Source organism: Amycolatopsis jejuensis (assembly GCF_000717335.1).
Lineage (GTDB): Bacteria > Actinomycetota > Actinomycetes > Mycobacteriales > Pseudonocardiaceae > Amycolatopsis > Amycolatopsis jejuensis.
Window position 1 is genome coordinate 55006 of sequence record NZ_JNYZ01000004.1, and the last position, 12443, is coordinate 67448.

16 protein-coding genes are annotated in these 12443 nt (G+C 68.5%); 3 read left to right on the forward strand and 13 right to left on the reverse strand.

All coding sequences use genetic code 11. The features are described from left to right. Positions 1-29 precede the first annotated feature (29 nt). The 10 genes from OO71_RS04945 to OO71_RS04985 form a co-directional block, all read right to left on the reverse strand. Positions 30-1805: a sensor histidine kinase gene (locus tag OO71_RS04945; protein WP_033288441.1), complete on the reverse strand. Its 1776-nt coding sequence runs from the start codon at positions 1803-1805 to the stop codon at positions 30-32. Then, positions 1795-2472, reverse strand: coding sequence for a response regulator transcription factor (locus OO71_RS04950; protein ID WP_033288442.1), 678 nt, complete (start codon positions 2470-2472; stop codon positions 1795-1797). The genes OO71_RS04945 and OO71_RS04950 overlap by 11 nt, the downstream gene beginning before the upstream one ends. A 173-nt stretch (positions 2473-2645) precedes the next feature. Beyond that, the gene (gene rdgB / locus OO71_RS48495; RefSeq protein ID WP_084144715.1) at positions 2646-3254 is read right to left on the reverse strand and encodes an RdgB/HAM1 family non-canonical purine NTP pyrophosphatase; all 609 of its coding nucleotides are present in this window, start codon (positions 3252-3254) and stop codon (positions 2646-2648) included. After that, positions 3251-4027, reverse strand: a complete 777-nt coding sequence (rph, locus tag OO71_RS04955) for a ribonuclease PH (protein WP_033288443.1) — start codon at positions 4025-4027, stop codon at positions 3251-3253. Before rph ends, rdgB begins: the two co-directional genes overlap by 4 nt. A gap of 37 nt (positions 4028-4064) precedes the next feature. Further along, entirely contained in the window at positions 4065-4832 is a 768-nt protein-coding gene (locus OO71_RS04960) for an MBL fold metallo-hydrolase (RefSeq protein WP_033288444.1), read from the reverse strand. Positions 4833-4869: 37 nt separating this feature from the next. Next, positions 4870-5670 carry a glutamate racemase gene (murI, locus tag OO71_RS04965; protein WP_033288445.1) on the reverse strand — a complete coding sequence of 267 codons (801 nt, stop codon included), beginning with the start codon at positions 5668-5670 and terminating at the stop codon, positions 4870-4872. Continuing rightward, on the reverse strand, positions 5667-6341 hold the full coding sequence (locus tag OO71_RS04970; RefSeq protein ID WP_425388651.1) for a rhomboid family intramembrane serine protease: 675 nt from the start codon (positions 6339-6341) through the stop codon (positions 5667-5669). Before OO71_RS04970 ends, murI begins: the two co-directional genes overlap by 4 nt. A 181-nt stretch (positions 6342-6522) precedes the next feature. Continuing rightward, complete coding sequence (locus OO71_RS04975; RefSeq protein ID WP_033288447.1) at positions 6523-7473, reverse strand: PLP-dependent cysteine synthase family protein; 951 nt, start codon at positions 7471-7473, stop codon at positions 6523-6525. 3 nt (positions 7474-7476) lie between these two features. Beyond that, positions 7477-7755: a MoaD/ThiS family protein gene (locus OO71_RS04980; RefSeq protein WP_033288448.1), complete on the reverse strand. Its 279-nt coding sequence runs from the start codon at positions 7753-7755 to the stop codon at positions 7477-7479. Positions 7756-7821: 66 nt separating this feature from the next. After that, on the reverse strand, positions 7822-8229 hold the full coding sequence (locus OO71_RS04985) for a M67 family metallopeptidase (RefSeq protein WP_033288449.1): 408 nt from the start codon (positions 8227-8229) through the stop codon (positions 7822-7824). A gap of 157 nt (positions 8230-8386) precedes the next feature. On the opposite strand from OO71_RS04985, the gene OO71_RS04990 reads away from it, so the two are divergent. After that, complete coding sequence (locus OO71_RS04990; protein WP_051791023.1) at positions 8387-8572, forward strand: hypothetical protein; 186 nt, start codon at positions 8387-8389, stop codon at positions 8570-8572. Between the two features lie 8 nt (positions 8573-8580). On the opposite strand, the gene OO71_RS04995 is transcribed toward OO71_RS04990, so the two are convergent. The 3 genes from OO71_RS04995 to clpS are packed head-to-tail and all read right to left on the reverse strand — an operon-like array spanning position 8581 to position 10423. Further along, positions 8581-9573, reverse strand: a complete 993-nt coding sequence (locus OO71_RS04995) for a P1 family peptidase (protein ID WP_033288450.1) — start codon at positions 9571-9573, stop codon at positions 8581-8583. Then, positions 9570-10127 carry a DUF2017 domain-containing protein gene (locus tag OO71_RS05000; protein ID WP_033288451.1) on the reverse strand — a complete coding sequence of 186 codons (558 nt, stop codon included), beginning with the start codon at positions 10125-10127 and terminating at the stop codon, positions 9570-9572. The genes OO71_RS04995 and OO71_RS05000 overlap by 4 nt, the downstream gene beginning before the upstream one ends. Further along, entirely contained in the window at positions 10124-10423 is a 300-nt protein-coding gene (gene clpS / locus OO71_RS05005; protein WP_033288692.1) for an ATP-dependent Clp protease adapter ClpS, read from the reverse strand. Before clpS ends, OO71_RS05000 begins: the two co-directional genes overlap by 4 nt. Positions 10424-10497: 74 nt before the next feature. On the opposite strand from clpS, the gene OO71_RS05010 reads away from it, so the two are divergent. After that, complete coding sequence (locus tag OO71_RS05010; protein WP_033288452.1) at positions 10498-11802, forward strand: nicotinate phosphoribosyltransferase; 1305 nt, start codon at positions 10498-10500, stop codon at positions 11800-11802. Between the two features lie 10 nt (positions 11803-11812). Continuing rightward, complete coding sequence (locus OO71_RS05015) at positions 11813-12388, forward strand: isochorismatase family protein (RefSeq protein WP_033288453.1); 576 nt, start codon at positions 11813-11815, stop codon at positions 12386-12388. The last annotated feature ends 55 nt before the right edge of the window (positions 12389-12443 follow it).

The window sequence follows — 12443 nt, forward strand, 5'->3', positions numbered from 1 at the left end:
CCAAGTCCGTGAAGGGAACCTTCACGGAATCAGATTCCCTCATGGTTCCCTTCACGGACTTGCGAAGCCGGAAACCTCAACGTGAACGTAGATCCTTCCCCAAGCACACTGCGGACACCGACCCCACCCCCATGCGCCTCGGCGAGATTCCGGACGATCGCCAACCCCAGCCCACTCCCCCCGGAAGCCCGGCTGCGCGCCGCATCCGCCCGCCAAAAACGATCGAACACATACGGCAAATCCTCCGCCGCAATTCCCACCCCGGTATCCGCCACCTCGAACACCACATCCCCACCGACCCGGCGCCCACTCACGGTCACCGCCCCGCCAACCGGCGTATGCCGAATCGCATTGGACACCAAATTGTCCAACGCCTGCCGAAGCCGCACCGGATCCGCCGTAACAGCCGGATCCTCCAGAAAACGCACGTCCAACCGCACTCCAGCCCCCTCCGCCCGCGCGGCGAAAGCGGCCCCGAGCTGCCCCAGCAGCGCATTGGCGTCGACCGGCTCCAAATGCACGCGCAACGCCCCCACGTCGGCGAGCGCAAGATCCTGCAGATCGTCGACGATGTGCTGCAAATGCACCGCCTCCTCCAGCAGCGACGCAACCAGCTCGTCATCCAGCCTGCTCACGCCGTCCTGTGCCGCCTCCAGCCAGCCGCGAATCGTGGCCAGCGGCGTACGCAGCTCATGCGCCACATCCCCGACCATCGCCTTCCGCGCTTCCTCCAGCTCCTCCCGCGCCCGCGCCATGTCGTTGAACGCCCGCGCCAGCCGCGCGATCTCGTCCTTCCCCTTCACGCGCACGCGCGCCCCCGTCTCACCCGCTTCCATCCGCTGCGCCGCCCCCGTCAACGCACGCAGCGGGCGGATCAGCCGGATCGACGCCAGCCCCATCACGACCACCGTCAGCAGCAGGATTCCCCCGGCCACCGCAATGAGCCGCACCTGGTTCTCCGACGACAGCGTGAACCCGGTCGGCGGCTGGTCGCTGCCCTTTTCGGTGATGTAGAGCCAAGCCGCGGGAGCCACGTACGGCGTCAGCTGCTCGCGGCGCGCCGACGTGACGCAGCTGGTGACGGTCTGGTCGGCCGACTGCACGACCGGCCCGTCGAACGTCCAGGACAACGCCAGTTTCGCAATCGGGATGGTGCGGTTGTTGCGGCCGAGGCAGGCGTCGATGAGCTCGCTCAGCTTGGCGAGCGCGTCCTCCTCGGTTTCAGTCGGCTTTTCGAGCATGACGGCGCCGCAGCCGAGGTCCCCGAACGGCACTACGACTCGCGGGTGGCCGCCCGGGGACACCTCGATGCGGCCGAGACCGCTCCGGCGCTGGGTGCAGGCGAGCACGCGCTCGGCGACCGCCCTGAGGTCATCCCGTTCTTCCTTCGACAGCGCGTACGGGCCGACGGCATCCGGGTCGATGCGGTCGGGAGTGGACTTCACGCCGAGCCGCGCGTCGACCGACAGCGGGTCGATCACCACGGACGGCTGGTGCGGCAACGGGTTCGGGCTCGCTTCGGACGCCGCGATCGGCGTGCCCTGTGGCGTGGTGAGGACGACGCGGCGGCCGGTCTTTTCGGCGTATTCCCGGACAACCGGTGCGACGTCGTTCCAGTTCGGATGTGTTGCGGCGTAAGCGAGAAGGCTCTGGTAGATGGTGCCGTCGTCGGCGAAGACCTGACCCTGTTCGCGTTCGATGGCGCCGGAGGTGGTGCGCGCGGCCAGCCAGGCCGTGGCTGCGATGGCGCAGACGGCGATGAGGGCAGACACCGCGATGAGGCGGATCAGCAGGCTACGGCGCATCTTCGGTGAGCTTGTAGCCGACGCCGTAGACGGTGCGGAGCTTGGTGGGTTTGCGGGGTTCTTGCTCGATCTTCTTGCGGAGGTTCATGACGTGGACGTCGATGGCACGCTGGGTGATGTAGGCGTCGTACCCGTGGAGGTGCTCGAGGAGCTGGCCACGGGTGAACACCTGGTTGGGGCGGGCGGCCATGACCTCCAGCAGGCGGAATTCTCCGGGGGTGGTTTCTATTCGTTTGCCGTTCACGGTGACTTCGTGGGTGATCGAGTCGATCGTGAGGGTGCCGACCGTGGTGGGACCTTCTTTGGGGGCGGTGCGGCGGAGGAGGGTGCGGACCCGCGCCATGAGTTCCCTTGGGCTGTACGGCTTGGTGACATAGTCGTCGGCGCCCAGGTCGAGGCCGCGGAGGAGGTCATCTTCGGTCGACCTCGCGGTGAGCATGAGGATGGGGAGGTCGGATTCCGCGCGGAGGGTCCGGCAGATGTCGAGGCCGGTGGTTCCCGGGAGCATGACGTCCAGGATGAGGAGGTCCGGCGGGTCGGCTCTGGTGGCGGCGAGGGCGTCGGTGCCGTTGGGGATGACGGTTACGGTGTGGTGTTCTCGTTCCAGGTAGAGGCGGATGAGTTCGGATTGTTTGGGGTCGTCTTCGGCTACGGTTATGGTCGCCATCTGTTCGGGTTGGGTGTTGGGGGCGGTTGGGAGCGCACCCCGAAGCCGGGATTGTGACTACGGTCTGGGGTTGCTTGTCAAGGCGGGAAAGATGCCTTGACAAGCAACCCCAGACCGTGTTTTTGGCTTCGTATCGGGGTGCAGGGCGGGGGCTGGGCTGTCGGTCGTCGTGGTTAGTGTGCGGCTAGTGCTTTTAGTGCTGGGATAAGTGCGCGTAGTGCTTGTGCGCGGTGGGAGCTCTTGTCTTTTTCTTCCGGTGGTAGTTCTGCGCTTGTCCGTGTTTCGTGTTCCGGGATGAAGATGGGGTCGTAGCCGAAGCCGTTGGTGCCTCTTGGTTTTGTGGTGAGGGTGCCTCGCCATTCGCCTCGTACTGTGGTTTTCTCGCCGGTCGGGTGGGCCAGTACTGCGGCGCAGATGAAGGCTGCGCCTCGGCGTTCCGGTGGGGTGTCCGTCAGTTGGGCCAGTACCAGGTTGAGGTTTGCTTCGTCGTCGCCGTGTTTGCCGGACCAGCGGGCCGAGAGGACGCCGGGCATGCCGTTGAGGGCGTCTACTGCCAGGCCTGAGTCGTCGGCGATGGACGGCAAGCCGGTGGCGGCTACGGCATCTCGTGCTTTTGCTGCCGCGTTGCCTTCGAAGTCCGGGGCCGTTTCCGGGGCTTCCGGGAAATCGTCGACATCGTTCAGGCCTACTACTTCGATGCCCTCGATGCTTTCTGCTTCCAGGATTCGACGCAGTTCCTGTAGCTTCTTTGCGTTTCTCGTGGCCAGTAGCAGCTTCGTCACTTCGTGCCCTTCTTCTTGCCGGGGCGCGGTTCCGGGAGCTCTCCCGGGTACGGCAGGGCCAGCGCCTCGTTCTGCCGGCGCGTCAATTCCTCGCAGCCGGCCAAGGCCAGGTCGAGCATTCGGTCCAAAGTGGACCTGGCGAAGGTGGCACCCTCTCCGGTGCCTTGTACTTCGATGAGGGTGCCTGCGTCGGTGGCGACCACGTTCATGTCGACCTCCGCGCGGGAATCCTCCTCGTACGGCAGGTCAAGGCGCACCCGGCCGTCGACCACACCCACGCTCACCGCGGCCACCGACGACGACAGTGGTTGCGGGTCGTTCAGCCGGTTTGCTGCGCCCAGCCAGGTGATTGCGTCGGCCAGCGCGACATAGCCGCCGGTGACCGCGGCGGTGCGGGTGCCGCCGTCGGCCTGGATGACGTCGCAGTCGATCACGATGGTGTTCTCGCCGAGGGCGGCCAGGTCGATGCAGGCCCGCAGCGACCGGCCGATCAGGCGCGAGATCTCGTGCGTCCGGCCGCCGATGCGCCCCTTGACCGACTCCCGGTCACCGCGCGTGTTCGTCGCCGACGGGAGCATTGCGTACTCCGCCGTGACCCAGCCCAGCCCGGACCCCGCCCGCCAGCGGGGTACGCCCTCGGTGACACTCGCCGCGCACAGCACCCGGGTGTTGCCGAACTCGATGAGCACCGACCCGGCAGGCCACTTCTGGAACCCGCGGGTGATCTTCACGTCGCGCAGCTGGTCGTCGTTCCTGCCATCTTTTCTAGCCACGCGTGCACTCTAAGACCTACCCCCGACACTTTCGTGATCAGAGGTCGTACACAGCGCCTTGGGTCACCAATTCGGTGTCCGGGAACACCGCCGCGGCCTCGGCCAGCACCGCGTTCCGATCGGTCCACGGCGCGATGTGAGTGAGCAGCAACCGCCCGACTCCGGCCTCTTTCGCCAGCTCACCGGCCTCTTTGCCGGACAGGTGGACGCCCTCGGGCCGGTCTGCGGCGTCGGTCCACGACGCTTCGGAAAGCAGTACGTCGACGCCGTCCGCGAGCTCGCCCAACGCGCGGCACTGTCCGGTGTCGCCGGTGTACGCGAGAATGCTGCCGCCGTACGCGATGCGCAGCCCGAAGGCCGGTGTCGGGTGGTAAACAGCAGCAGCCGTGACGTCGAACGGTCCAATCTGCACAGTCTCTTCTCGCAGGGCGTGGAACTCGTACACGTCAGACAGATCAGTTCCAGCCCGCTCCGCTGCGTCGGCTGCGTACGCGTGCGCGAGGCGCGAAGGCGCTTCAGACGGCGCGTACACCGGCAACTGACGCGGCCGTGCGGGGTATGGCGGCGCGGGGTGGTAGCGGCGAAGCACGGTGAGGGCGTTGACGTCGGCACAGTGGTCGGAGTGCAGGTGCGACAGGACGAGCGCGTCGAGGTCGAACGGGTCGAGCACGGTCTGCAGCTGGGCGAAGGCACCGTTGCCCAGTTCGAGCGCGAGCCGGAACCCCTCCGCCTCCAGCAGATACCCGGACGCAGCAGCGTTCGGCCCGGGGACGCTGCCCGAGCATCCGAGGATCGTCAGTCGCACCCCGCCACCCTAGCGCCGCCTGCCGGGTCCACCAGGCTCACGCGCTCGCCGGGGCGAGGGCACCCGGCGCGAACCCCATGAACCGCTGCGCCAGGCGCGTGAACGGCTCGGGCGAGCCGGTGGCGAGGAACTCGTGCCGCGGTGGTTCGTCGCCCGTGGCCAGCAGGTCGAGCTCGGTCAGGGTGCGGTAGAGGTCCTTCGCGGTCTCCTCGGCGCTGGACACGAGCGTGACGTCCTGCCCCATCACGATCTGCAGCACGCCGGACAGCAGCGGGTAATGCGTGCAGCCGAGCACCAGCGTGTCCACTTCGGCCTCCAGCAGCGGCTGCAGATACCCCTGTGCCAGGCCGAGAATCTGCCGTCCGGTGGTGATGCCGCGCTCGACGAAGTCCACGAAGCGCGGGCAAGCGACACTGGTGAGCCGTACGTCCGGTGCTGCGGCGAAGGCGTCGTCGTACGCCCTCGAACGCACAGTGCCCTCTGTGCCGATCAGCCCGACCCGTCCGGAATGCGTGGCAATCGCAGCGCGACGTACGGCGGGAAGGACGACCTCGATCACCGGCACGTCGTAACGCTCGCGCGCGTCGCGAAGGCAAGCCGCAGACGCAGTGTTGCACGCAATGACCAACGCCTTCACGCCGCTGTCCACCAAGTCGTCGAGCGCGGACAGCGCGTACTCGCGCGCCGTGGCGATGGGCAGCGGGCCGTACGGGTTGCGCGCGGTATCACCGACGTAGCGCAGCTGTTCCGCGGGCAGCAGTTCGAGAATCGAGCGGGCGACGGTAAGCCCACCGACGCCGGAATCGAAAACACCGATGGGCGCGCCGGGAGAACTCACGCCCCGAGATTACCCGGCTCCACCTTGCGCGCCTTCGTCCGCTCGCCGCGGGAGGTCAGCCAAGCGGCGAGGACCCCGGCCAGCGCGCCGAAGAGGTGCCCCTGCCACGAGATCCCGGGGTTGCCCGGCAGCAGGCCCCACAGCATCCCGCTCCACACGCCCAGCAGCACGACCGCCACCACGATCTGGCCGAACGAACGGTGGAAAATGCCGCGGACCAGCAGGTACGCCAGCCAGCCGAAAGCCAGCCCGGACGCGCCGACGGTGTAGGCGTTCGCCGGTCCGACGAGCCACACCCCGAGCCCGGAAACGGCCCAGATGATCGCGGTGACCACCGCCCAGCGGCCGATGCCCGCCGCCATCGCGAGGAAGGAGAACACCAGCACCGGCACGGTGTTGGAGAAGAGGTGCGACCACCCGGCGTGCAAGAGCGGGGCCCAGAGGACACCGTCGATCCCGGACGCCTGCCGCGACAGGATGCCACCGTGGGTGAAGTCGCCCGGCAGGATCACGTCGAGCAGTTCCACCAGGTAGAGCACGAGCGTGAACCCGAGCGCGACGATCGCCGCAGCCTTGGGATTGGGCGGCAGGATGCGCTTCGAGACGTCCACCGGCTTGCCGGCATCACCACCGGCAGCGGGCGGAGTCGGAAGAGGAGGCAGTGTGCTCACGCCTCTCAGGTTACGTCCGCCACCCGCGAACGACCTCGGGTGAATTCCCTGATCTTCGCCTCGGCGGCAACGCCGTGAAGGCCACCTTCACGGAATCTGATTCCGTGAAGGTTCCCTTCACAGCCTTGAGACCCACCACCCCGAACCGGCAAGTTCCGGCTGAGGGGTGCAGCTGGGTGGATCAAGCCCAGAGCTGGCCGTCGAGCCGCTCCGCAGCCTCATCCAGCGACCCGGAGTACGCCCCCGTCGACAGGTATTTCCACCCGGCATCGGCCACGACGAACGCAACGTCCGCCTTCTCCCCCCGCGCCGCCGCCTTCTCCGCAACCCCCAACGCTGCGTGCAGCACCGCCCCGGTGGAAATCCCGGCAAAGATTCCCTCATGTTCCAGCAGCTCACGCGTGCGGCGAAGCGCGTCGTACGCACCCACGGAGTACCGGCCGTTCAGCACGCTGGGGTCATACAGCTCCGGCACGAACCCCTCGTCAAGGTTCCGCAAGCCGTAAACCAGCTCGCCGTACCGCGGTTCGGCCGCAATGATCTGCACGTCCGGCTTCACCTCATGGAGGTAACGCCCGACCCCTACCAGCGTGCCGGTGGTACCGAGCCCGCCGACGAAATGCGTGAGCGTGGGCAGGTCTTTGAGCAGTTCAGGGCCGGTGCCGCGGTAGTGCGCGTCCGCGTTGGCCGGGTTGCCGTACTGGTACAGCATCACCCAGTCGGGGTTCTGCTTCGCGAGCTCCTTGGCCCGCCGCACGGCCTCGTTCGAGCCGCCCGCGGCCGGGGAGAACACAATCCGCGCTCCGTAGGCCTGCAGCAGCTGCTTGCGCTCGGTGGAGGTGTTCTCCGGCATCACGCACACCAGGCCGTAGCCCTTGAGCTTCGCGGCCATGGCGAGCGAGATGCCGGTGTTGCCCGAGGTCGGCTCGAGGATCGTGGACCCGCGGCGCAGCGTGCCGTCGCGCTCGGCGGCCTCGATCATGGCCAGCGCGGGCCGGTCCTTGATCGAGCCGGTGGGGTTGCGGTCCTCGAGCTTCGCCCAGAGCCGCACGTCGTCCGTCGGCGACAGCCGCGGCAGCCCGACCAGCGGGGTGCCGCCGAGCGCGTCGAGGAGGGACTCGTAGCGGGTCATGGGTCAGCGCGCGCCGCCGGCCACGGCGGGCAGGATCGTGACGGTGTCGCCGTCCTTCACCTCGGCGTCGAGCCCGCCGGCGAAGCGCACGTCCTCGTCGTTGACGTAGACGTTGATGAAGCGGTGCAGCTTCTCCTCCTTGACCAGGCGCGCCTTGATCCCGGCGTGCCGCGACTCGACGTCGTCGATGATCTCGAGGATCGTCTTGCCCGCCGCCTCGACGGACTTCTCGCCGCCGGTGTGGGTGCGCAGGATGGTCGGGATGGACACGGTCACGGCCATGGGTTCTTACCTCCGGGTGGGTTCCTACACGCAGACGCATCGGACGCCGCGCTTTATTCCGGCAGCTCAATCGACGATCTCGACGGGCTCCTCGGTGATCTCGGCGTCCACGATCCGGTACGAGCGGAACTCGTGCGAATCGGGGTCCTTCGTGGAGACGAGCACGTAGTGCGCATCGGGCTCGGCGGCGATGTTCGCATCCGTGCGGGACGGGTAGGCCTCGGTCGCGGTGTGCGAATGGTAGATCACCACCGGGACCTCGTCGTTCGCGTCCATCTCGCGGTAGAGCTTCAGCAGGTCGGCCGAGTCGAACTCGTAGAACGTGGGCGACCGCGCGGCGTTGAGCATGGGAATGAACCGCTCGGGCCGGTCGGAGCCGGCCGGTCCCGCAATCACCCCGCAAGCCTCGTCAGGGTGGTCACGGCGAGCGTGGGCGACGATCTCGTCGACGAGTTCACGGCGGATCCGGAGCACACCGACATCTTAGGTGGTGGACGCAGCGAGTCCAGACTGTGAGATCTACAGCTCATCACCGGATCCGGGGACATGCCGGTGTCCTCGAAAGTACGCGAACACTGCCGCGCGTTCCTCGCCGACGGCGAGGTGACAGGCCTGCAGCACCTTCCGCCGGATGAAGCCGGTCTCGGTATGGGAGCAGCTGCCGCGCGCCACCGAGCTGGGCCCGGCGGAAGTGCACCCGTCACTCGGGCCGACGGTGTCCTTCGGCGGCATGGTGCTGGAGATCGACGAGGAGTACGCAGCCGTCGTACATGCCGCTGACCTGGAGTTACGCGCCCCGCGCGACCCGTTCGGCTAACGCCAGGCTCAGCCGAACGCCTCCGGCCACACGTCCCGGTACGAAGCAACCCCCGCGGCAGCCGTGGCCGACAGCAACCCGTGCACCATCGCCCGCGCGAACACGCGCGCCGCGGCTGAGCACAGTGCGTCCAGAGCGCCAGCGCGGGCCGCCGCCGCGAACGAACCCTCCTGACCCGGCAGCTCCCGGGCGCCCGTGGCCAGCGCGAACACCGTGTCCCCGTCGAACATGCTGTGTGCCGGACGCACGGCGCGCGCCAGGCCGTCCTGCGCTGCAACCGCGAGCCGTCGCGCTTCGGCCTTCGACAGGTTCGCGTCGCAGGCCACCACGCCGATCGTCGTGTTCAAGTCCGTGCGCTGTCCGGGTACCGTGCCCGGCCGGTCCGGCCAGCGGACGCCGAACTCGCCGTCGACCTCGTGGTCTCCGGCGAACGCGCGGCCGGTCGCGAAATCCACCGCCTCGCCCGCCGCATTCACCGCAGCGATCGCGCCGACGGTCACCTCTCCCACGACCTCGCTCGCCGTGCCGATGCCGCCCTTCAGCGAGCCCACCACCGCGCCGGTACCTGCGCCGACCGTACCCAACGAAACCGCGCCGGAAGTGGCTGCTTCGCAAGCGGCGTAACCGAAATCGGCGTCCGGCCGGTTGCCCCACTCGCTGCGCGGCAGGTCGAACAGCACCGCTGCGGGCACGATCGGCACGACCTCATGCGGCTGCGCGCCGACCGGAAAGCCGAGATTCCGCTCCGCCAGCCACCGCATCACGCCGTCCGCCGCGCCGAGGCCGTACGCGCTCCCGCCGGACAGGCACACCGCATTCACGCGCTGCACCAGGTTTTCCGGCTCCAGCAGGTTCGTCTCGCGGGTGCCGGGCGCGCCGCCGCGCTGGTCGACCGCGCCGGTCGCGCCGTCCGGGACGAGCACCACCGTCGTCCCGGTGGCCCAGCCGTCGCCGAGCCGCTGGTGGTGCCCGACGAGCACGCCCGGGACGTCGGTGATCATGCGGTGAGTGCCTGGATCAGCGTCTCCTGCACCCAGGTCAGCCAGTGGTAGACGCCGAGGTGCGGGGCGCGCGGATCGTCGTCGGGGAGCTCGTCGGGCATGTCCTCGGTGACGTCGAGGGCGGTGCCGAGCGCGAGGCGTACGTCGTTGAGCGCGCCGAGCCAGGCGTCGGCCTGCTCGAAGGTCAGCTTCACCGAGCCGCCGTCGCGCGGCAGCGTGTCGAGCACGACCTTCGCGACGCCGACCTTCTTCTCCAGCAGTTCCGGCTCGTGCAGCGACCGCATCGCCGCGGCGGAATCGAGGTCCTCGCGGCTGGGGTTGTCCGGGTCGAGCCGGTGGAAGTCCGGGAGCAGCCGCGAGAGCACCGGGTCGTCCGGCGATTCGGCGGGACCGGTACGGATACCGGTGAGCTCGGCCAGCTCGTCCTGCGGTGCCTCCTCGGCACGCGCGCTGAGCATGTCCTCCAGCTGCCCGACGAGCCCGCGCAGCACCGCGGCCTCCTGCTGCTCGAACCCCGCGAGGATGGTGTCGCCTTTGCGCCGCCAGGCCTTCACGAGGGCTGTTCCATGGTCGCCCACAGTCCCGCGGCCTGCAGCTTCGCCACGTCGGTCTCCACCTTCTCCTTCGAGCCGGACGACACGATCGCCTTGCCCTTGTGATGCACGTCGAGCATCAGCTTCGTGGCGTGGTCCCGGCTGTAGCCGAACAGCTTCTGGAACACGTACGTCACGTACGACATCAGGTTGACCGGATCGTTCCACACGATCGTCCGCCAAGGCTGGTCGGTGTCGGCCAGCTCGGCCCCGAGTGGATCAACCTGCGTCTGTTCGGATGCGACAGGCGTGGACATGAACCCCATGGTGTCACGGCCGTCACCCGGTACGCCGCGCCAGGTCCGGCCATGTGGGTGAATAGGCTGGCCCCATGGGTTCACCCGAGCCGGTCACCGGCGCCAGCACGGCGCTGCTCACCGACCACTACGAGCTGACCATGCTGGCGAGCGCCCTTTCGGACGGGACCGCCGATCGTCCCTGCGTCTTCGAGGTCTTCGCCCGGCGGCTGCCCGACGGCCGCCGCTACGGTGTCGTCGCGGGCACCGCGCGCGTGCTCGACGCGATCGCCGACTTCCGGTTCACCGATGCCGAACTGACCGTGCTGGAGCAGACCGCGGTCGTGGACCCGGCGACGCTGTCCTGGCTCGCGGACTACGAATTCCGCGGCGACATCGACGGTTACCGCGAAGGCGAGCTGTACTTCCCCGGCTCGCCGATCCTTACCGTGAGCGGCAGTTTCGCCGAAGCCGTCGTACTGGAGACGCTCGTCCTCTCGATCCTCAACCACGACAGCGCAGTGGCGTCGGCCGCCGCGCGGATGTCCGGCGCCGCGCACGGACGCCCGATCATCGAGATGGGCGGCCGCCGTACGCACGAGTACGCCGCTGTCGCCGCCGCGCGCGCCGCGTACCTGGCCGGATTCGCCACCACGTCCAACCTCGAAGCCGGACGCCGCTACGGAATTCCCACGCGCGGCACTGTCGCGCACGCGTTCATGTTGCTGCACGACAGCGAAGAAGCCGCTTTCCGCGCCCAGGTCAGCCAAATGGGGTCGGACACCACCCTGCTCGTCGACACCTACGACATCACCGCGGGCATCGAGGCGGCGGTGCGCGTCGCGGGTCCGGAGCTGGGCGCGATCCGGATCGACTCCGGCGACGTCGGCCCGCTCGCCCGCAAAGCCCGTGACCAGCTCGACGCGCTCGGGGCGAAGGACACCCGGATCGTCGTGTCCGGCGACCTCGACGAGCAGGCGATCGCGGCGCTGCGCGCGGAACCGGTCGACGCGTACGGCGTGGGTACCTCGGTGGTCACCGGATCGGGCGCGCCGACCGCGGGAATGGTGTACAAGCTGGTCGAGGTCGACGGGCGGCCGGTCGCGAAACGCAGTGTGCACAAGGAATCCCGCGGCGGGCGTAAGCTGGCACTGCGCAGGCACCGCAGCAGCGGGACCGCCGTCGAGGAGGTCGTCTGGACCGCCGCGAGCGGTCGGCCGGAACCCGGCGAGAACGACGTCGACCTGCAGATTCCCCTGGTGCGCGGCGGCCGCCCGGAGGATGATCTGCCCACGCTGGACGACGCGCGCGCCCGGCTGCGGCGCGCGCAGGTGAGCCTGCCGTGGGAGGGCCTGAAACTCTCGCACGGCGAGCCCGCGATACCGACGACGTTTCTGTAGGGAGCCGATCATGGGGACCGCGCTGATCGTGGTGGATGTGCAGAACGACTTCTGCGAAGGAGGTTCGCTCGGCCTGCCCGGCGGGGCGGCGGCGGCCGACGCGATCTCGCAGCACATGTCCGGCGGGGGTTACACGCACATCGTGGCCACGCGCGACCACCACATCGACCCGGGCGACCACTTCAGTGACACGCCCGACTTCAACACCAGCTGGCCGCCGCACTGCATTGCCGGTACGCCGGGTGCGTCGTTCCACGACGCGTTGGACGTGGTGCCGATCGAAGCGGTGTTCTCGAAGGGCGAGTACGACGCTGCGTACTCCGGCTTCGAAGGGAAGTCCGGCGACGGCAAGACGCTCGACGAATGGCTGCGCGCGCACGAAGTGAGCGAAGTCGACGTCGTCGGCATCGCTACCGACTTCTGCGTGCGCGCCACTGCTCTCGACGCTTCGCGCGCAGGCTTCCGCGTACGCGTGCTGCTGGACCTGACTGTGGGCGGCTCACAGCCCACCGTGGACGCGACGCTGAAGGACTTCGACGAAGCAGGCGTGCACTACACGGGAACCCCCGCGCTGCCCCCGGCCTGAAGCACCCCAATGTGGCATTGGTTGCATCTGACGCACCCAATGCCACATTGGTTGC